This is a genomic window from Novosphingobium album (ex Liu et al. 2023) (assembly GCF_029076845.1).
Classification (GTDB): domain Bacteria; phylum Pseudomonadota; class Alphaproteobacteria; order Sphingomonadales; family Sphingomonadaceae; genus Novosphingobium.
This window is the reverse complement of record NZ_JARESE010000077.1, coordinates 1-20,522: the sequence shown is the minus strand read 5'-3', so window position 1 is coordinate 20,522 and position 20,522 is coordinate 1. Positions and strand designations below refer to the sequence as shown.

17 protein-coding genes and 1 pseudogene are annotated in these 20,522 nt (G+C 63.0%); 15 read left to right on the top strand and 3 right to left on the bottom strand.

The genetic code is table 11. The annotated features are described in order from the left end of the window. Positions 1-330: 330 nt before the first annotated feature. Entirely contained in the window at positions 331-1,602 is a 1,272-nt protein-coding gene (locus tag PYV00_RS21700; protein WP_240884057.1) for a tyrosine-type recombinase/integrase, read from the top strand. Between the two features lie 87 nt (positions 1,603-1,689). Here PYV00_RS21700 and PYV00_RS21695 read toward each other — a convergent pair whose 3' ends face one another. Beyond that, entirely contained in the window at positions 1,690-2,346 is a 657-nt protein-coding gene (locus tag PYV00_RS21695; protein WP_275230431.1) for a lytic transglycosylase domain-containing protein, read from the bottom strand. A 124-nt stretch (positions 2,347-2,470) separates the two neighbouring features. Here PYV00_RS21695 and PYV00_RS21690 point away from each other — a divergent pair, with 124 nt between their 5' ends. From PYV00_RS21690 to PYV00_RS21655, 8 genes are all read left to right on the top strand, one after another. Beyond that, positions 2,471-3,367 carry a DUF7146 domain-containing protein gene (locus PYV00_RS21690; protein WP_275230430.1) on the top strand — a complete coding sequence of 299 codons (897 nt, stop codon included), beginning with the start codon at positions 2,471-2,473 and terminating at the stop codon, positions 3,365-3,367. A gap of 75 nt (positions 3,368-3,442) precedes the next feature. Further along, a complete protein-coding gene (locus tag PYV00_RS21685) occupies positions 3,443-5,659 on the top strand; it encodes a strawberry notch-like NTP hydrolase domain-containing protein (RefSeq protein ID WP_275230429.1) in 2,217 nt (738 codons plus the stop codon). Between the two features lie 90 nt (positions 5,660-5,749). Further along, positions 5,750-6,982 (top strand): site-specific integrase, encoded by a 1,233-nt coding sequence (locus tag PYV00_RS21680; protein ID WP_275230427.1) that lies wholly within the window; start codon positions 5,750-5,752, stop codon positions 6,980-6,982. Beyond that, positions 6,979-8,334 (top strand): tyrosine-type recombinase/integrase, encoded by a 1,356-nt coding sequence (locus PYV00_RS21675; RefSeq protein WP_275230426.1) that lies wholly within the window; start codon positions 6,979-6,981, stop codon positions 8,332-8,334. The genes PYV00_RS21680 and PYV00_RS21675 overlap by 4 nt, the downstream gene beginning before the upstream one ends. Continuing rightward, a complete protein-coding gene (locus PYV00_RS21670; RefSeq protein WP_275230425.1) occupies positions 8,331-9,335 on the top strand; it encodes a tyrosine-type recombinase/integrase in 1,005 nt (334 codons plus the stop codon). Before PYV00_RS21675 ends, PYV00_RS21670 begins: the two co-directional genes overlap by 4 nt. 237 nt (positions 9,336-9,572) lie before the next feature. Then, a complete protein-coding gene (locus tag PYV00_RS21665) occupies positions 9,573-11,516 on the top strand; it encodes a strawberry notch C-terminal domain-containing protein (RefSeq protein WP_275230424.1) in 1,944 nt (647 codons plus the stop codon). 53 nt (positions 11,517-11,569) lie between these two features. Next, the gene (locus tag PYV00_RS21660; protein ID WP_275230423.1) at positions 11,570-11,983 is read left to right on the top strand and encodes an MbcA/ParS/Xre antitoxin family protein; all 414 of its coding nucleotides are present in this window, start codon (positions 11,570-11,572) and stop codon (positions 11,981-11,983) included. Continuing rightward, a complete protein-coding gene (locus tag PYV00_RS21655; protein WP_275230422.1) occupies positions 11,980-12,714 on the top strand; it encodes an RES family NAD+ phosphorylase in 735 nt (244 codons plus the stop codon). The genes PYV00_RS21660 and PYV00_RS21655 overlap by 4 nt, the downstream gene beginning before the upstream one ends. Positions 12,715-12,779: 65 nt before the next feature. On the opposite strand, the gene PYV00_RS21650 is transcribed toward PYV00_RS21655, so the two are convergent. Continuing rightward, positions 12,780-13,292 carry a DUF6933 domain-containing protein gene (locus PYV00_RS21650; protein WP_275230421.1) on the bottom strand — a complete coding sequence of 171 codons (513 nt, stop codon included), beginning with the start codon at positions 13,290-13,292 and terminating at the stop codon, positions 12,780-12,782. A gap of 273 nt (positions 13,293-13,565) precedes the next feature. Between PYV00_RS21650 and PYV00_RS21645 the strand changes: the two genes are divergently transcribed. Beyond that, positions 13,566-13,889, top strand: a complete 324-nt coding sequence (locus tag PYV00_RS21645) for a YnfA family protein (protein ID WP_275230420.1) — start codon at positions 13,566-13,568, stop codon at positions 13,887-13,889. 7 nt (positions 13,890-13,896) lie between these two features. Here the strand turns inward: PYV00_RS21645 and PYV00_RS21640 are convergent, their stop codons facing one another. Beyond that, positions 13,897-14,289 (bottom strand): MerR family transcriptional regulator, encoded by a 393-nt coding sequence (locus PYV00_RS21640; RefSeq protein WP_275230419.1) that lies wholly within the window; start codon positions 14,287-14,289, stop codon positions 13,897-13,899. Positions 14,290-14,357: 68 nt separating this feature from the next. Here PYV00_RS21640 and PYV00_RS21635 point away from each other — a divergent pair, with 68 nt between their 5' ends. The 5 genes and pseudogenes from PYV00_RS21635 to PYV00_RS21615 all read left to right on the top strand — a co-directional run. After that, on the top strand, positions 14,358-14,978 hold the full coding sequence (locus PYV00_RS21635) for a cation transporter (protein ID WP_275230417.1): 621 nt from the start codon (positions 14,358-14,360) through the stop codon (positions 14,976-14,978). After that, positions 14,971-15,321 carry a DUF3703 domain-containing protein gene (locus PYV00_RS21630; RefSeq protein WP_275230416.1) on the top strand — a complete coding sequence of 117 codons (351 nt, stop codon included), beginning with the start codon at positions 14,971-14,973 and terminating at the stop codon, positions 15,319-15,321. Before PYV00_RS21635 ends, PYV00_RS21630 begins: the two co-directional genes overlap by 8 nt. Positions 15,322-15,370: 49 nt before the next feature. Then, a complete protein-coding gene (locus PYV00_RS21625) occupies positions 15,371-17,368 on the top strand; it encodes a TonB-dependent receptor plug domain-containing protein (protein ID WP_275230414.1) in 1,998 nt (665 codons plus the stop codon). A gap of 309 nt (positions 17,369-17,677) precedes the next feature. Beyond that, a complete protein-coding gene (locus PYV00_RS21620) occupies positions 17,678-19,666 on the top strand; it encodes a ParB/RepB/Spo0J family partition protein (protein WP_275230413.1) in 1,989 nt (662 codons plus the stop codon). A gap of 167 nt (positions 19,667-19,833) precedes the next feature. Next, positions 19,834-20,460 (top strand): annotated as a pseudogene (locus PYV00_RS21615) (ArdC family protein); the annotation flags it as partial. Between the last annotated feature and the right edge of the window lie 62 nt (positions 20,461-20,522).

Sequence of the window (20,522 nt, the reverse complement as noted above, 5' to 3'; positions counted from 1 at the left end):
CATGCCCCACCACCTGCGGCACCTCAATCTACACCGGAAATTACACCACGACCGCGGACGCTAACAAGCCGAGGTCCTTAATTGGGTCTGATACCCATTGATGCCCCGCGCCGGAACACCGTCGCCATCTTGCCTCTAAGTTATTGAAAAAAAATGGTGGACGCACTTGGGCTCGAACCAAGGACCCGCTGATTAAGAGCCATGATCAGAGGGTCCTAGCGCGTCCGCATGGGTCCAAGAATGGCGGAAATCTGCGATTCATAGTCCGCATTGTTCTTGAAATGTTCGCCAGTATCCACTACAAAAAGCTACCTAAGGTAGCAGGTACATATGGCGAACAAAGTAGGTTTGACGGATGCGAAGATCGCAGGGCTGAAGGCGCCGACTGCGGGGCAGGTTGAGCTCGCCGATGGTATCGTACCCGGCCTCAGGCTCCGCATGGGTGCCAGTGGTATCAAGACGTACATTCTGCGCAAGCGGGTTCAGGGCAAATGGTTGAATGTGACAATCGGACGCCATGGGCCAAGCTTTACACTGGCCCATGCCCGAAAGAAGGCGCGCGATCTGCTTGTCGATGTCGAGCAGGGCAAGAGCATCGCCAGAAAGGCGGGGGCAAAGAGAAAGGGATCAAAAGGGGTCGGGACAGTCGCGGAGCTCTACGAGACGTACCTTGCTCAGCAGATCGAGGGCAAAAAGCGGAGCGCGAGGGAGTTCGATCGAGTGTTCCGAAAATACATCGAGCCCGAGATTGGAGACCGGCTCGCGGACTCCATTACCCGAAGTGACGTGAGCCGCTTCGTTGAGAAAATTGCGTTCGAGCGGGGCAAGGAAACCCTGACGATGGCGCGCATCGTGTATCGCCATCTTTCGACCTTCTACACGTGGGCGCTCACCAGACTTGAGCATATGCCAGCCAACCCCTGCCGGGATGCGTGGCGCCCGAAGCGGAATGAGCCTCGCGACCGTGTACTCAGCGACCGTGAGCTTGCTGCGCTGTGGCAATCTGCTGTTGAGGATGGCTATCCGTTCGGCCATCTCGTGCAGATGCTTATTCTTACGGCTCAACGCAGAGGTGAAGTGCTTGATGCGGCGTGCGATGAGTTCGACTTTAAGGCGAAAGTCTGGACAGTTCCGGGCGATCGAGCGAAAAACGGCAAAGCGAATGTGGTGCCGCTATCCGCCCAGGCCCTGGCAGTCATCACCGAGATATTCATGGCGGCTGGGATTGACCCCGATGACGCTCACAAGCAATCCCAGATCCTGTTGGCTTCGAAGGTCACCAATACGAACAGTGTCAGCGGACTATCCAAGGCCTGGAAACGGATCAGAGCAAGCGTGGACGAGAAGCTCGGCTACGAGGCCGGACACTTCACCATGCATGATATTCGACGGACGGTAGCGACCGGCCTCCAGCGTCTTGGCATACCGTTGGTGGTTTCTGAGGCGGTCCTCAATCACCAGTCAGGATCAGCTATGGCTGGCGTCGCTGGGGTCTATCACCGTCACCAGTATACCAACGAGAAACGGGAGGCGTTGGCGCTGTGGGGTAAGGAGGTAATGCAGATTGCAGCTAAGTACCCAGTCGAAGTCAAAGACGGCTAATCTCACTGGGGTACGCAACCGCTACAAATCCGCCCAGCTAGAAACCGCAGGATGATGGGCCGTGCTATGGCCATCGTGGGTCGATCTTTAGAAACGCCATTGTCGAAGGACCTCTTGGACATATCCGGGCGTCTCGCCATTCCGGGGAATGCCGCCTGCGCGTTCCACTGCGCCGGGGCCCGCATTGTAGGCAGCCACAGCGAGGTGAACCACGCCGAACCTGTCGAGCATCTGCCGCAGATACCGCGCCGCGCCGAAGATGTTGGCCATAGGATCGAAGCGATTGAAGACCCCGAGTTCTTTTGCCGTGGCTGGCATCAGCTGTCCAAGACCTGCTGCGCCTGCAGGGCTGACGGCGAAGGGGTTATATCGAGATTCTGTCCATACGAGCGCATCGAGCAGGCCCGCGGGCAATGAGTACTTCGCTTCCGCCGCATAGATGTGGGGAAGGTAGCTTGCTCGCCTGAAGTCGGAGGGGCCAGGTTTGGCCTTGGGTTCGTATCTGTATGGCAGGTTCACCCGGCCATTTTGTGGTACAATGAAACCCGATGCCGGGCCCGCCTGACGGGATGACCACAGCCCATGCTCGACCAGATGGAAGCCGTTCGATGTTTCAGCAATCCGGATGCCTTCGGAGTGACTGGCGGGGGCTTCGATTGTGGCTGGCGCGGACAAATCCTGGGCTCTGGCGGAGGTAGCAGAGGTGATCGCGAAGCCTGCGACCAAGATAGCTTTCATTGTCATTTCTCGATCCTTCTATAGCCGAATCGAGTGAGAACATATAAAGAACATATGAAGTAGGAAAATGGTTTGGCGCTGGTGCAGAGCGGAGGCTGCGCGGGGAGGGCACCTCAACCGGAGAAGGTCGATGCCCCCGTTAGACAATGCTCATCAACTCGAACCCCGCGCGCGCGCCATCGTCGAAAGCCTTCAGGGGATATGGAGTCGGGGCAAAGGCATGTGCTGCTGCCCGGCGCATGATGACCGAACTCCCTCACTAAGCGTGACGCTGGGAAGAAAGGCGATCCTGTTTCATTGCTTCGCAGGATGCTCGAACGAGGAGGTCATTGCGGCACTGGACCGCCAGGGTGTTCGCAGCCGTGACCTGTTCGATGGCTCTGGTGCCGTGGCCGCTGATCGACCGGAAAAAAGCGCCTTCAATGCCAACGCGCGGCGTTTGTGGCACTCGGCGACGGCGATCTCCGACAGCCCTGCCGAAGGATACCTTGCGAAGCGCGGGATCCTGCGTGCCTCTGATCAGCTCCGTTATCTCGAGCGCACGCCGCTCGGACCACGTGGTGCGGTCCAGTTCCTCCCTGCAATGTTGGCGGCAGTCACAACCGACATCGGCATAATCGCGATACACAGGACATTTCTCGACGCGCCGAACGCAAAGCTCGCCGGTTTCGATCGGCCAAAGCGTGCGCTTGGCAGCCTTGGCTGTGGTGCTGTCAGACTGGCCCCGCCAGCAGCGGGCCGGTTGGGCCTTGCCGAAGGTATCGAAAGTGCGCTGTCAGCCATGCAGATGTTTGGCGTCCCTTGCTGGGCAACGCTTGGTAACGAGCGGTTCGGCCTCGTCGCGATTCCAGAGAGTGTGCGCGAGCTCCACTTGTTCATCGACAATGATCCAGGAGGCGAACTCGCGGATCAGCGCGCGCGAAAGGCCTTTTCTGCATCAGGCCGTGTGATCCGCTTGCGAGTGCCAGCATCGACCGGTTTCGACTGGAACGATGAACTTACGGCGAGGCTTGCTCGGAAAACCTGATCAGCGAGCCAGAGGGGAGGGAGCCTTCGGCTGATTGAGGCCTGCGAGACGCAGGACCTCGTCAGGAGGTTTCCCATGCCCGACTCTTCCCTCGCTTTCGCATTCGATCCACCATCTCCGCCGCTTGTCGTGACGGCAGCCAAAGCAATGGCGTTGCAATTGGCAGCAGGCAGCGCACTTTCGCGCAGCGACATCAACCGCATCATGACGGACCACTTCGGTGGAACCGATGCACTCGGGGCATGGTCAGTCCGTGATGCTCACGCTGCGCTCGAGCTGGCGCAGGTTCAACACCTGCAAGCATCAGATCAAGTCCAGCCCACGAGCACGATCGACGAGGCGGAACAGTTCTTCTGCGGCCTCGATGCCCGAGTTCCGACCCAGAGCAATCGCAGCTACGAGCAGATCGAATGGCAGCAGTTTGCAACGCCGCCGCGCCTTGCCTGGCTTGCTGCTCGGGCCTGCGCGCTGGCCACTGGCGAACTTGTGCTCGAACCATCGGCCGGAACGGGGATGCTCGCGGTCTGGACCGCCAAGGCCAGCTCGCGCCTTGCCCTCAACGAAATCTCGCTGCTTCGCCGCGACTGCCTGAGCGCCTTGTTCCCTGCGGCCCTAGTGACCGGCTATGACGCTGAGCTGATCGACGAACTGCTCGATCCAGCCATCATCCCGAGCGTCGTGCTGATGAACCCTCCCTATTCCCACGGCATTGAGCGAGGGCACGATAGTCACACTGGCTCGCGCCATCTGCGGTCGGCCTGGAACCGTCTGGCGTCCGGGGGGCGGCTTGTCGCGATCATGCCTGAATGGTTCGACTGTGCGAAGTTCTTGGCGGGGTTGAAGGGACCGATCTCGCTGCGGCTCATTGCCGACGTCGAACGCGCGTTCGTCAGGCAGGGCACCGGCATCACCACGCGGCTGTTGGTCTTCGACAAGGTGGAAGGCTCCCATGAGCCTGTCGCTATCCGCACAAACGACTTTCGCCAGCTGGTCGATCTTGTTGATGCTTTGCCGGCTCGCGCCAGCTTGGAGGCTGTTACTGAGCAATCGAGCCTTCCGGCTCGTGCGCCGTTTCGCCTTGTGGCGGTGCCGCGCAGGCCGTTGCCTACACCAGCGAGGATCACTCCTTCAGCCTCCGCCATCGGGTCGCTTACCTACCAGTCGCTTGAAACCCCTGCGCCGGTCGCCCCTCAGGTCGGCCACTATCTGCCCTATCGCCCCAGCCGGATCGTGATCGATGGCGCGGCCGAGCATCCAACGCCGCTCGTCGAGTCCGTCGCCATGGGGTCGATCTCGGCACCCAAGCCGGACGCGGTGCCGCAGCTGCCCGACGGACTTATCGCCAAGGGGTTGCTGTCGACTGCCCAGGCAGAGACCCTGATCTACGCCGCCAGCGCTCACGGCCGCGATCTTCCCGGCCGGTTCGAACCAGAGGACAAGGGCTGTTCCCTCAAGGCCTCGGCTGAGGGTCATATCTACCGGCAGGGCTATTTCCTTGGGGACGGCACCGGCGCTGGTAAAGGCCGCCAGGTCGCGAGCGTCATTCTCGACCGCTGGGTGCGCGGGGAATGCCGCCATATCTGGATTTCGAAGAACGAGGCGTTGCTCGAAGATGCCAGGCGCGACTGGGCTGCGCTTGGCGGCCTCCCGATCGATATCCAGCCGCTGGCGTCCTGGAAACTCGGCACCCCCATCGCCATGCGCGACGGAATCCTCTTCGTGACCTATCCGACGCTGCGTTCGGGCCGAAGCGACGCAACGCGGCTTGACCAAATCCTCGCCTGGGCCGGTGAAGATTTCGACGGCGTTATCGTGTTCGACGAAGCGCACGCCATGGCAAATGCCGCTGGCGGCGAAGGATCACGGGGTAAGGTCAAGGGCTCGGAGCAGGGTATCGCCGGGGTGCGCCTACAGAACCTCCTGCCTCGCGCACGCGTGCTCTACGCCTCGGCCACCGGCGCATCCGACGTCAACAACCTGGCCTATGCCACGCGCCTTGGGCTCTGGGGTCCGGAGACCGCGTTTGCCAATCGTGAGGCCTTCGTTGCCGATATTCGCGATGGCGGAATTGCAGCCATGGAACTGGTCGCGCGCGATCTCAAATCGCTCGGCCTCTACACGGCCCGGGCCCTTTCGTTCGCCGGTGTCGAGTATGAGATCCTCGAGCATTGCCTGACCGAGGATCAGATCGCGGTCTACGATGCCTATGCTGAGGCCTGGACGATCTTATGCGCAGCTGCGCATAAGACGGCTTATCGCGAGGTGGCGATAATGCGAAGGAACGCGGCGTAGGCGCGCAATTTCCGTAAGGCGTGGCGATGTTGCTGCGCATTATTTTGGCTGCGAACCTCGGTGGTCTCTGGACCAGCTGAGGATAAAAGCATGTTGAAATTGCACGACGAGTTGATCGCCGAACTCTCGAATTTGCTCACGACGCAGAATTACAACCCGGTGGTCGTAGCGAACCATCGCCACTACGCTCGCGCGTTTCTCGATTATCTGGCCGAGTGCGACATGCAGGTGGAAGCTGTGACGCCGGCGCAGGTCGATCAGTATTTTGCCTATGCAATCCAGGATTTCGAAGCCCGGTACGGTCGGCCTCCCTGTGCGCGCTGGCCGATGTTGCCTCGCACGTCGATCAACAAGCTGCTCCGGCTTGCTCAAGGCAAATGGCCGCCCGAGCCGGAGATAATCGAACCGGAAACTGTGTACCGGCAGGCGATCTGCTGCGAATACGAGGCATGGCTGCGCGACGAGCGCGGTCTGGCAAGCGCTACCATCGCGGCGCTTATGTGGGAGGCACGGAACTTCCTGCGATGGCAGTTCGAACGGAGCGGTGCTGCCAGCCTCGACACGTTGAGCATCGTGGAAGTCGATCTCTACATGGACATGCGCGCGCCTGGATTAAGGCGCAAATCATTGGCCGATGTCGCTGAGCGGCTCCGGTCGGCGGTGCGCTATCTGCATCGGACGAGGCGCATCCCGACTGATCTCACGCCGCACATCATCGGCCCCATGCTCTACGCCTATGAAGACGTGCCCTCGACGTTGGACAAGAGCCAAATCGCCGCGGTGTTGGCGACGACGAAGAAGGACGGATCGCCGCGAGGAATGCGCGATTTTGCGGTCCTTCAGCTGCTTGCCACATATGGGTTGCGCGAAGGGGAGGTTTGCCGCCTTCGGCTTGAGGACGTGAACTGGCGCGGAGAATCCCTGCGTATCCGTCACACCAAGACCAATGCGTACTCCTACATGCCGCTATTGGCGCCGGTTGGTGAAGCGCTGCTCGACTATCTGCGTCATGGGCGCCCTCAGGTCGAGGGGCGAGAAATCTTTATCCGGTCCTGCGCGCCCTACATCGCAATGACAAACCTGTACGGCATGATCCGCGGGCGGTTAGCAGCCGCAGGCGTCGAGCCGCCGGGAAAGCGAGGGGCACATGTCTTCCGCCACGCGCGCGCGGTCGAAATGCTGCGGGCGTCGGTCCCGCAAAAGATCATCGGCGACGTGCTCGGGCATCGATCCACCGAATCCACCAATGCCTATCTCAAGCTGGCGACAGATGATCTCCGAGCCGTGGCGCTTGATGTACCTGGCCTGGAGGTGCTGTCATGAGCGCCTGGCACGATCCCGATTGCACCGTTGTTGACGCCTTCCTGGAAAAATCGCAGTTCCGGCCGGGAAGCAGGCCGACTTATCGCTGGTTCCTTCGCAGCTTCGAGAATGTAGCCCGACGTCATCCGGCGGTTGACCGGCCGATGCTCGACGTCTGGCTGAAGGAAATGGAAAAACGTTGGCGAATGCCGACGCTGCTCAATCAGGTCTGCATTGTCGATCGCTTCCTCGACCACCTCGTCGAAATCGGGCTGATCGCCGATAATCCCGTTGCCGTGCTTCGCCACCGGTACAACGTAAAACAAAGCAAGCCGATCTGGCGAGCGTTGTCTTCCCCCAATCCCGACGAAGCCCTGGCCGCGTTACGACGCCCTGCTCCCTTCGGCAGCGCGCTGGGGGACTTTATGCGTGAGCATGTCGCGTTGATGCGCAGCCGGGGCTATCAGTATGAGACTCAGGCTCACTGGCTATTACGGTTCGATCGGTTCCTCCAGGCGAACCCCGAACTTGCCCGGGCATCGCTTGAGACAATGCTGGCGCGCTGGGCAACTGCCAAGCCGACCCGCAATCACGCGGCTGAATGTCAGAAGCTGGGGCGCATCCTGACCAAGGCGCGGTATCGCCTTGATCCCAGCATCCCGCCAAAACGCTTCAACGCCCGGCCGGAGCGGGAAGTGGCGCGCGAGCATCGACGGCCGCATATCTTCAGTCCGGCCGACGTTCGGCGGTTGCTCGATGTTGCCCGCTCGTATCCGTCGCCGGATGCTCCGCTGCGGCCAATGGTCCTCTACACGATGGTGGTTCTGGCCTACTGTGCCGGACTGCGCCGCAGTGAACTCGCCGGGCTCGATCTGGGTGACGTGGACCTTCAATCGGACACGATCACGATCCGGGAAACGAAGTTCTACAAGACCAGGATCTTGCCGCTAACCGGCAGCGTCATGGCCGAATTACGGGCCTATATCGATGCAAGGCGGCGCGCCAGCGCCCCGCAGGATCCGCGGTCCGGGCTCTTCTGGCACGAGCACTTCAATGATCGCTATACCCCCGTGACGGTCTCAACGATGATTACCAACGTCATGCGCCGCGCCGGGTTCAAGCCCACGACGGGGCGGGCGGGACCACGCGTTCATGACCTGCGCCACTCGATGGTCGTGAACCGAATCCTTCAATGGTATCGATCCGGCGTTAATCCGCAGGACAAACTGCGCTTCCTCTCCACCTATATGGGTCACCGGGACATCAACTCCACGCTGGTCTACATCACTGTCACGCAGGACCTGCTGCAGGAAGCAAGCGAGCGGTTCCGTACCGTCGGTGCCCGATGCCTCACCATGGAGGCGCGGTCATGACGAAGGGCAATCCGTTCCCCGCGTTGTTGCGGGCGTTCTTCCAGGAATGGTTGGCCGAGCAACGCAGTGCTTCTGTCCATACGATCCGGTCCTATCGCGACACCTGGCGGCTGTTGCTTCGGTTTATCGCCGAGCGAAATGGTGGCGGGGTTGCGCGGATCACACTGGCCGATGTCTCGGCCGGAGAGGTTCGCGCGTTCCTCCACCATACCGAGCATGGGCGCAAAAGCACGATCGGTACACGCAACTGCCGGCTTGCCGCGATCCGCAGCTTCTTCAGCTTCGTGGCTGACAAGGATCCCGAATACATCGCGCAATGCGCCGAGGTCCTGACTGTCCCGCTCAAGCGGGAGCCCACCGCTGCACCCTGCTATCTTGAGCCGGAGGAGGTCGAAGCGATCCTCGCTCAGCCCGACCGGTCGACTATCGAGGGGATGCGCGACCATGTGCTGCTCTCGTTCCTGTACAACAGCGGCGCGCGCATCCAGGAAGCTCTCGACCTGTGTTCCAACGCGGTCCGGTTCGATGCGCCGCACTACGCTCGCCTCTATGGCAAGGGGCGCAAGGAACGGGTCTGTCCACTCTGGCCGGAAACCGTGATGTTGCTCAGGAAGTTGTTGGAACGTCACCCGCGCGCGTCAGATCAGCGGATCTTCGTCAATAGATACGGTGAGCCTCTGGGCGCCTCGGGAGTGCGGTTCAAGCTTGCCGCCTACGTAGAGGAAGCGGCCAAGTCGGTACCAACGCTTCGGTCAAAACATGTGACGCCGCACAGCTTCCGGCACGCGACAGCCGTTCACCTTGTCGCTGCCGGGGTCGACATCACCGTCATACGCAGTTGGCTGGGACACGTCAGCCTCGACACGACCAACCACTACGCACAGGCCAATCTGGAGACCAAACGAAAGGCCTTGGAGCTGGTGGGTGCGCCGTCGGCGAGCAACGTTCCACCTTCGTGGAAGCGAGATGCCAGTCTGATGGAGTGGCTCGACACCCTGTGAAATAATGCGAAGGACGTGGTGGTCAGTCTCCCGGCATTGCGCGCCTACGCCGCGTTCCTTCGCATTATCGCCACCTCGCGATAAGCGATCATCCACGCCAACCTGCGCGAAGCGCTAGAAGCCACGCGGATCGTTGACAACGAGACCGGGGGGACGCTCAACTCCGGTGCCAAGTCGGCGGCGCTGTCGATCTTCGAGGGAACCAAGCAGCGCTTCTTCGCGCAGCTGCTTCTGTCGATGAAGCTGCCCAGCCTGTTACCAGCCATCGACGCAGCGATTGCCGGGGGGAACACCGTTGTCGTCCAGCTCGTCTCGACCGCAGAAGCCATGCTTAATCGTCGGCTTGCCGACCTCTCGGACGAAGAACGCGAAGCGCTGGAGATCGATCTGTCCCCGCGGGAATATGTGATCGATTACCTGGCCAAGAGCTTTCCTGTCCGGCTGATGGCGGTCTTCACCGACGAAAACGGCAATCCTCGCTCAGAACCGATGAGCGACGAACAAGGCGCGCCGGTACTTTGCCGATCGGCACTCGCCGCGCGCGACCGGATGATCGAGCAACTCTGCGCCTTGCCGCCGATCGCGACCGCGCTGGATGCCATCATCGAACGCTTCGGCGTGGAACAGGTGGCGGAAGTGACCGGCCGGACACGCCGGCTCATCGTTGGCCGCGATGGCCATCAGAAACTCCAATCCCGGTCGCCGCGCGCCAATGTCGCTGAAACCCAGGCCTTCATGGACGGCAACAAACGCATCCTCGTCTTTTCCGATGCCGGAGGAACCGGACGCAGCTACCATGCCGATCTGGCCGCCAAGAACCAGGCTCGCCGCGTTCACTTCCTGCTCGAACCGGGCTGGCGCGCTGACGCCGCAATCCAGGGGTTAGGGCGGACCAATCGTACCAATCAGGCATCAGCCCCGCTGTTCAGGCCAGTGACGACCGATGTGCGCGGTGAGCGCCGGTTCATCTCGACGATTGCTCGGCGGCTCGACAGCCTCGGAGCTCTGACGCGCGGGCAGCGCCAGACCGGCGGACAGAACCTGTTCGACCCGGCCGACAATCTCGAAAGCATCTACGCCAAGGAGGCGCTCCACCGCTGGTTCGGACTTTTGTTCACCGGCAAGCTCGAAGCGGTAAGCCTCGGACGCTTTCAAGAGCTGACAGGCCTGCGGATCGAAGCGCCTGATGGTTCGATGGTCGATGACCTACCGTCGATCCAGCGGTGGCTCAATCGTATCCTCGCGCTGCCTATCGCCCTGCAGAACGCGATCTTCGACGAGTTCATTGGGCTGGTCGAGGCGCGCATCGATGCCGCCAGGCAGGCCGGCACACTCGACCTCGGCCTCGAGACCATCGCGGTCGAGGACTTCACGGTCCTGTCGGACACGCTGCTGCGCACCGATCCGGCCTCAGGTGCGACGACCCATCTGCTGGAACTGGAAATCGCCAGAGCCCTGAAGCCGCTCACGCTGAAGCGGCTCGAGGAGCTTCACGGCCTTGCTGGGCAGCGGCAGCGGCCGGTTCGGAACACCCGCTCAGGTCGGGTCGCACTGATTGTGCCCGCCCGCAGTATTCTCTCCGATGACGGTACGCGGGTGGCCCGCTTCGAATTGCTGCGCCCGCTCAAGCGCAGTCACATCACCGAGGATCAGTTGGCGGAGAGCAGCTGGGACGATATTGCCATCGACGCATTCCGCGATGCCTGGTCAGCTGAGGTCGCGGAGGCCCAAACCAGCCACAAGCGCGAGCGCCTCTATCTTGCGACGGGCCTCCTGTTGCCGGTCTGGGACAAGCTCCCTTTGGATTTCGTGAGGGTGAGCCGCATCTCGGCTGCGGATGGCCGGTCGCTCCTTGGCCGGGAGGTTCCTCTCCATTGTGTTCCGGACCTGTGCCGGGCGCTGGGTCTGGAACGCGAGCAAACGCTTTCCGCCGATGATATTGTTCAGACCGTCGTGGCAACGGGCCGGGCCATGGAATTCGCCGGCCGCGAGCAGCTCATGGTCAAGCGCAGCCTGGTAAATGGCTCACAGCGAATTGAGCTCACCGGTTGGAGCGTAGCCCGCCTCGACTGGTACAAGGCCCAAGGCTGCTTCACCGAGATCATCCGCTACCAGACCCGGCTTTTCGTGCCGATCGAAGGCGCAGCGAGCGTGATTGCTAGACTGGCATCATCGGCATAGTTACTTGCCAAATGGCATTAGTAATCGTATATGATGCCATATGGAGAACTGCCATGCTGGCTCTGCAACCCGTTGATACTGCTGTTACCGCCTTTCGGCCCGATCCGATCACCCAGGACGAGGCAGCTGCCATGTTCCGGGCAGTCCTCAATCTGTTCGGCAAATGGGAACTGACCGATGAGCAGGCTGCCACTTTGCTCGACATGCCGGTGCGCTCGTATCGGCGATGGAAGGCGGAAGGCCCCGGGCGCGTTTCGCGCGATGGGCGCGCGCGTCTCTCCAACCTCATGGGGATCCACAAGGCGCTCCGGATCATCTTCACGGAGGCTGCCCGCGGGTATGCCTGGATCAGGGCGGCTAATCATGTGTTCGGCGGAGCCAGTGCGCTCGACGTGATGCTGGGAGGTGAGCTCACCGACATCATGCGGGTACGGCGCTACCTCGACGCCGAACGTGGTGGCTGGTGAGCGAAGCGGCGGATATCCCCGTTTCTCGAGTTGAGTGGAAGGGCGCTGTCAGGATCATCCGCAGCGCCTTTCCGCCGATCGACCTGTTCGAGGACATCGCCGATCCCGCGGACTGGCCGCTGCTGATTTCGGCAGAGCAGAAGACCAATCCTCGCATCATGGCGACTATTGGTAACCTCGACCTCGTTCCGGTTGACCGCCGCGTCGGCGGCAATGGTGCGTCCTACCTCATGGCGCCATTCACCCACGTTAGCACCGATCGACCGAGCCGCTTTACCGATGGCAGCTACGGCGTGCTCTATGTTGGGGACCGTTTTGAAACCGCACTGTTCGAGACGATCCACCACCATGCCCGCTTCATGGCACGAACCCGGGAAGCGCCAGGATGGACCTCGCAGTTCCGCGAAATCATCATGTCGGTCGATGTAGACTTACATGATCTCCGAGCTCTGGCGGTGAAGCCGGATTCGGCGCTCGATCCTGACAGCTATGCTGCATCTCAAGCGCTCGCGCGGCACCTCAGGGGCGCGGGATCGAACGGGATTGCTTACCCGAGCATCCGGCACCCCGGCGGGGAATGCGTCGCGCTATTCTACCCGGACTGCGCATCAAATCCGCTTCAGGGGCGGCACCTCGACTATCACTGGGATGGCGCGCAAGTTGATCTGGTTCGTGATGTGGGGTCGGGCGCTGTCTTCCGGATTGTCGATTTGCCGCCCGATCCCGCCTGACCGAACCAGCTGGGTTTCCGGCTGAGTGCGGTAGGATCTCCGAGCGCAGTGGACGGCAAGCAGGCTCATGCCTGCGAACCAGCCTTCACGAGTTCATGAAGGGCTGTGTCCGGCGACACCGGGCCCTTGTACAGCGGGCTACATGGTGTCTCCGCTAACTTGGCGGAAATCGCCAGGAGGTCGTCATCATCACCCTTCTCATAGGCATAGGCGGCCAGCCAGAACTCGGCCTGCTTAACGAACTCATTGAGGATGCCTACGACGCTCCGGTTCGCAGTTTTCGCGTACTGGACCTTGTCCATTCGCCAGACTTCCTGTGCGATGAATTCAGAAGGGACGCCGTGCTCCCTCAGAACCAGCGCCAATTGTGAAGGGAATCTTCGAGCGAGCGTGGCTGCTGGGGCCAGCGGCATTAACACGGGAAGCAGTGTGGTCTCAGAAACCAGCAAAGCCACTTGCGGCTTCCAGAATAGAACTGTGGCATACCAGTTGCCCAGCGCCGTGTCGCTTTGTCCGGGCTTAGCGATCTCGGGTTTGATCCGATCCAGGAGCTTCTTGGTGCAATGGAGGTGGAGCATTGCGGCCAAGGATAGTGTTCGCTGCTCAGCGAGTCCATTGACGCTACCTGTCGCGCTGTCGGAATGTGATAGTCGACCCAGACACGGTCGTTCGTGATCATCAGATCGAGCGTCGGCTTGCGCTGAAAGCTGCCGTGCCGCTTTCGGAATCGGGAATCGGTCGGATGGACGCCAGCGCGGGAGTGGTCAGATCCCGCAATTGCCCTCAAGGCCCTTCGGCGAAGCGGCGCCCCAATTGCCTCCTCTTCTATGGCGTGCGAAGCACTCGGCACGATGACCTACCTCATCTACCTCGCCGCCGCGCTTGCCGAGATCGCGGGCTGCTTCGCCTTCTGGACGTGGTTGCGCCTCGACCGCTCGGCGCTCTGGCTCGTGCCGGGGATTGCTGCGCTGTGCCTGTTCGCCTGGCTGCTGACGCGGGTGGAGGTCGAGCATGCCGGCCGGGCCTTTGCGGCTTATGGCGGCATCTACATTCTCGCTGCGATGGGATGGATGTGGCTGGTCGAAGGCGTGCGGCCCGATCGCTGGGACATGCTCGGCGTCGCCGTCTGCGTGGCGGGCGCGAGCATCATCCTGTGGGCCCCGCGCGCGGCGTGAGCCGGATCTAGCGCCGTCCGCTCAGGCTTTCGACAACGCGGCACTCCCCGATGCGATCGGCCTGGCAGGAGCGCAGCATCCGCGAGAGTTCCTCGCGCAGCCGGGTGAGGTCGGCGATCTTGCGGTCAACCTCGGCAAGCTGGCCCTCGACCATCAGATCGACCTCCTCGCACGGCTTGTCCGCCCGGTCGGATAGGTCAAGCAACAGCCGCACCTGTTCCATCCCGAAGCCCAGCTCGCGCGCGCGGCGGATGAAGGTCAGCGTGGCGAGATGCTCCGGCGAATAGTCGCGGTAATTGCCGTCGGTGCGGTCCGCGAGCGGCAGAATGCCCTCGCGTTCATAGTAGCGGATGGTCTCCGCTTTGGTGCCGGTGGCCCGTGCCAGTTCGCCGATACGCATTCGCTTGACCCTGTAGTGGCTACAAGGTGCATATGCCTCTGCGACTCGACGGTTGCAAGGAGAGCGGCATGGGCAAATCCTGCTGCGAGACGAACGAACAAGACGATCGCGAGGCCAATGATCCGCGCTGGCGGCGGGTGCTATGGCTGGCGCTGGCCGCCAATGCGGCGATGTTCGCGGTGGAGATTGGCGCAGGGATCGCGGCGGACTCGCGCGCGCTTCAGGCGGACGCATTGGACTTCCTCGGCGATGCGGCCAATTACGCGATCAGCCTCGGCGTCGCAGGTATGGCGATCACATGGCGGGCGCGCGCCGCGCTGGTCAAGGCGGCTTCGATGCTGGGGTTCGGCCTGTGGGTGCTCGGCTATGCGGTTTACGGCCTGCTGGCCGGCGCCACTCCCGAGCCGGAGACGATGGGGCTGGTCGGCACGCTCGCGCTCGTCGTCAATGTCGCGGTCGCGCTGATGCTGTTCCGCTTTCGCGAGGGCGATGCCAACCGGCGCTCGGTGTGGATCTGCTCGCGCAACGACGCGATCGGCAACCTCGCGGTGCTCGCTGCGGCGCTCGGCGTGTTCGGCACCGGGCAGGCGTGGCCCGACCTGCTGGTGGCGGCGATCATGGCGGGCCTCGCGATCTGGGGCAGCGCCGAGGTGTTCGTCCAGGCGCGGCGGGAGCTTGCCCATGCGTGACGCAATCGCCGCCGCGCTCGCGCGGGAATATGCCGCTGCGAAAGCCGCCACCGATGAAGGCGCGACTGACATCACATGGCACCATCTGGAGCGGGCGCACATCCTCGCCCAGACTGCCTTCGTTCCGCACATCGTCTCGCACTGGAGGATGTTGAGGCTTGCCCTTGCCGAGCGCGACGGACGCGAGGCGGCGGGGCAGCTCGTCCGCCTCGCGCTTGCCCCGCTCGGCAATCTCACCGGCCGCCTGCCGATCGGCAACACCGGGCGCAGCACCGTCAGCGCCTTCGCGCCGATGGACATTCCGCCAGACCTTGAAGCGATCCTCGAGCGCAGAGCCGCCTGAGCGACCGCAACCCCACCATCCCCCCTGACGACATTAAGAAAGACCAACCGTGATCCACCGCACCCGCGCCGCACTGCTGCTTGGCGCCGTCTCGATCCTTGCCGCCCCCCTCGCAGCCCATGCGCAGGACACCGCCGCTGACCCCGAGCACACCGATGAGCAAGGCGAACACGCCCACGATGAAGCCGAGGAAGAAAGCGCGATCATCGTTCAGGGCACCCGGCTCGGCCGCCGCTTGCAGGACGAGCCGCTCCGGGTCGAGGTGATCGCGGGCGAGGAGGTCGAGGAGAAGGCGCTGATGCGCCCCGGCAACATCGCCATGCTGGTGAACGAGATCGGCGGGGTGCGCGTGCAGGTCACCTCGCCCGCGCTCGGCGGTGCGAATGTCCGCATGCAGGGGCTTGAGGGGCGCTACACCCAGCTGCTCGCCGACAACCTCCCGCTCTATGGCGGACAGGCCGCATCGCTCGGCCTCTTGCAGGTGGCCCCGACCGATCTCGGGCAGGTCGAGGTGATCAAGGGCTCCGTCTCGGCGCTCTATGGCGGATCGGCATTGGGCGGGGTGATCAACCTCATATCCAAGCGGCCCGGTGATGCCTTCGAGGCGGACATCCTCGCCAATGCCACCACCCGGGGCGGGCAGGATCTCACCGCCTATCTGGCCGGCCCCGTGAGCGGGAGCGCGGGGGTCTCGCTCACTACCGGAGCGCACCGGCAGAGCGGGCAGGACCTCGACGGCGACGGGTGGCTCGACATGGCCGCCTATGAGCGCCTCACCGCCCGCCCGCGCTTCCAGTGGAACGGGGATGACGGCGCCTCAATCTACGTCACGGCGGGCGTGATGACCGAGGAACGCACCGGCGGCACCCTGCCGGGCCGCACCGTGCCCGACGGCACGCCCTTCGTGCAGGCGCAGGATACCGACCGCTATGACGCGGGCATCGTCGCATCGAAGCCGCTCGGAGCGACAGGCACGCTTGGCCTTCGCGCCTCGGCGATGCGGGAGAACCATCTCCACCGCTTCGGCGCCGTGACCGAGGATGATCGCCACACCAGCCTCTTCGCCGAAGCGACGCTCGCCGGCGAGAGCGGCGGGACCGCATGGGTGGCGGGCGCGGCGTTCCAGTCCGACGGCTTCCGCTCGCAAACCTTCCCCGCTTTCGACTACACCTATGATGTGCCCGGCCTGTTCGGCCAGATCGAGCAGGAGGCGGGGCCGGACCTCACGCTTGCCGCGAGCGGCCGCGTCGATTTCCACGACACCTTCGGCACGCAGTTCAGCCCGCGCGTGTCCGCGCTCTATCGCCCGGGCCGCTGGACGATCCGCGCCTCGCTCGGCCGCGGATACTTCGCGCCCACGCCCTTTGTGGACGAGATCGATGCGGCGGGGCTTTCTCGGCTCGAACCGCTCGCCGATCTCAAGGCCGAGACGGCGACCACCGCCTCGCTCGACATCGGTTGGGCCAAGGGGTCGTGGGAGGCGAACCTCACCCTGTTCGGCTCAGACATCGACAATGCCACCCGGCTCGATCCGGTCGCGCCGACCCGCGTGCGTCTCGTCAACATCGACGGCACCACCCGCCTGCGCGGCAGCGAGATGCTGCTGCGCTTCCGCCGCGACGGGTTCACGGTGACCGGCAGCTACGTGTTCGTCGATTCCTCCGAGTCTGACCCTTCCGGGCTGGGACGCAGGCAACAGCCGCTGACCCCGAAGCACACCGCGGGCCTTGTCGGCATGTGGGAGGAGCACGGCAAGGGCAGGATCGGGATCGAAGCCTATTACACCGGCCGCCAGCTGCTCGAAGACAACCCCTTCCGCACCCGCTCGCGCCCCTACGTGCACCTCGGCGTGCTCGGCGAGATCGTGCTCGGCAAGGTCAGCCTGTTCGCGAATGCCGAGAACCTGCTCAACATCCGCCAGTCACGCTACGACCCGCTCCTCCTCCCCCAGCGTGCGCCGGACGGGCGATGGACGGTGGACGCCTGGGCGCCGCTCGAAGGGTTCATCTTCAATGCCGGCGTCAGGCTGCGGTTCGGCGGGGAGTGAGTGCGGGTAGTCGAACTGAGCGGTTAGAGGTGGGAACGGGGCTGCATCCTGATTTTCAGGACTGCGGGAGCGAACATCGCATCGCCGTCACCTCCGTCTCAATCGGTTGCTGTTCTGCTTTTGGCGATAGCAGTCATTCGGCATGCCGCTTGGGGAACGGCGGCTTTGTCCAACCATGGTCATTCGTCATAGCCCGTTGCTATCGGGAGATTTGCTGCGAACGCCCCAGAGGGGAGTTGGCTTTGCCCTGATTGAGCCATTTGGGCGTCGAAGGTCGATGCACCGGGCTCACAATCAGGAGTGTGTCCCATGATCAAATCGATCCCGCTGAACAAGCTCGTTCAGTCCCCCCGCAATGTCCGCCGTCACAGTGATCCAGCTGCCGATGCCGAGCTCAAGGCCAGCATCGCAGCCCATGGACTATTGCAGAATCTCATTGTCCGGCCTGCCGCGAAGGGCAAGTTCGAGGTCGAAGCCGGCGAACGCCGCCGCCGCGCGATGCTGGCGCTCGCGGACGAAAAGCGCCTCGCCCACGATCACGAAGTCACGTGCCTCGTGCTCGAAGACAGTGCCGAAGCCGCGGTCGAGACCAGCCTTGCGGAAAACTTCCACCGCCTCGCCATGAACCCGGCCGACGAAGCCCAGGCTTTTGCGGCGCTCGCGACAGGCGGTGCGACTGTCGAGGACGTTGCGCGCCGCTTCGGTCTGACCGTCCGCTTCGTCGAGGGCCGTCTGCGGCTCGCGACGCTTGCGCCCGTCGTGTTCGAGGCACTGGCATCCGGCCAAATCACTCTCGACATTGCCAAGGCCTTCGGCGCGACTTCCGACCAGGAAATCCAGACCCGCGTATTCGAGCAGGTGTCCTCGGGCTATTATGCGCCTAACCCCGACAGTGTCCGGCGTATGGTCCTGTCCGGGACGGTACGAGGCAGCGATCCGCGCGCCCGTCTCGTTGGCCGCGACGCCTACATCGCTGCGGGCGGCCGCATTGAGCGCGAACTGTTCGACAACGACGACAGCGAGTCCTGGGTCGATGTTGCTTTGCTTGAAAGCCTTGCCGCCACGAAGATGGAAGAGCAGGCCAAAGCCCTCGCCGCCGAGCAGGGTCTTGCCTGGGTCAAGCCGACGCTCGATCCTTATGCCAGCCATGATCTGGTCGAAGGGCTAGTCCGGCTTCCGGCCGAACCGGCGCCATTGACCGACGCAGAATTGGCGAGGCTCGACGAACTCGATGCCTCCTATGACGAGCACGCGGCGATCCTTGAAAACGAGGACAGCGCGGAGGATGCCGTGGCTGCAGCCGAAACTGCTATCCAGGCCATCGAACGCGAATGCCAGGAAATCCGTGCCCGACCGCCGGTTATCGCGCCGGAGCTCAAGGCCGAGGCAGGAATGGTGCTGGTGCTCTCCCGCGATGGCACGCCGGTTCTCCAGCCGGTGTTCTACGGCGAGCGTCAGGCTGAACCCGCCGAAGCCGACGACGGGATCGAAGTCGTTGCAGGCGAAGAAGGTTCGGACAGGCGCCGGACCACCTTGTCCAAGCGCCTGGTCGACGAGCTCGCCATGCAGCGCCGCGATGTTCTGGCATTGCACGTAGCATCCGACCCCGGTCTCGCGCTCGACATCATGGTGTTCACGCTGGCCGATGCTGAGACCCACGACTGGCGGGCGCGGCCTGCGACAACGCTGCGCGCGCCTGTTCCGGCAGGCCCGATCATCGGCTTCGAAGCCAAGGATGCGCCGGCGAGCAGCGCGCTTGCCGAGCTCAGGTCTGGTCTCGACGAAAGGTGGCGTGCGGGCACCGATGCGACTGCCCGCTTTGACCTGTTTCGCGCGCTGCCCGATGAGAGCCGGGCTGCCTGGCTGGGCTATGTCGTAGCCCGGTCGCTCGAGGCAAGCCTCAACATGACGGGCGAGCGTCTGCTACCATTCCAGGATCACCTTGGTAGCCTGATCGGCATCGATATGGCGCAATGGTGGCGCCCGACAGCAGCCAACTACTTCGACCGGGTGTCGAAGCAGGTGATCCTCGACGCGCTGACCGATGTTGGCGGTCTCGAGCTCTCTTCGCGCTTCGCCTCGGTCAAGAAGAGTGACCTCGCGATGAGCGCCGAGCGCGTCTTCGCCGGCACCTACATCACCGAGGTCGAGGTCCGCGAAAAGGCCCTGGCCTGGGTGCCTGAGGTCATGCGGTTTGCTTCCGCTGCCCCGGAGGCTGGCGAAGCCGAGATCGATGCAAGCGACGCTGAGCCTGGTGTCGACGGCGAAATTCATACCCCCCGCGAGCTGGCCGCCTGACCTCCTCCTGACAGGCAAGGCCACTCGTACCTCGAGAAGCGGTCCTTCGGCTTACGCCGGAGGGCCGCTTCCTTTTTGGAAGCAGAGCAGAGGGGGCTCGGGAACCTGTGGCACTGACCGGCGAACCCGTCGCCGACTGTCCGGATGCCGCAATCAGGAGAACCATCATGGCCTATCGCAAGGGGCAGGGCGGCGGCTTGTCGCCCGCCACCCGCATCACTGAGGAAATCATCGCTCGTCTGGAAGCAGGCACGAAGCCATGGATCAAGCCGTGGCGCGGTGTCCCGGTCTCCCGGCCCTTGCGGGCCTGCGGGATTCCGTACCGCGGCATGAATGTCTTCTGGCTCTGGATCGTCGCCGACATGTGCGGCTACGCCTCGCCGTTCTGGATGACCTACAACCAGGCTAAATCGCTCGGCGCCCAGGTCCGCAAGGGCGAGAAGTCGACCATCGCGATCTTCTACAAGAGCTACACCAAGGAGGTTGAAACGCCCGATACCGGCGAAAAGACCGACGAAGCTCGCCGGGTGCTGAAAGCCTACCCGGTCTTCAACGCCGATCAGGTGGAAGGTCTGCCGGAACGCTTTCATCCGGCCGCAACGCTCGAACTGGTCGAGCCTAAAGGGCGGGAAGCGGAACTCGACGCCTTCTTCGCCGCTATCCCCGTCAATCTGCGTCATCAGGGCTGCGAGGCCTATTATGAACCGACTGCGGATCGCGTCACGATGCCGCCTGCCAGCCTGTTCGACGGCTTCGATCAATATTACGCCACGCTCGCCCACGAACTGTCACATAATGCCGCAACCCGGATTATGCCGCATGGCGTCGTGGGGTCTTGAATTTCTGCGATTTGGTG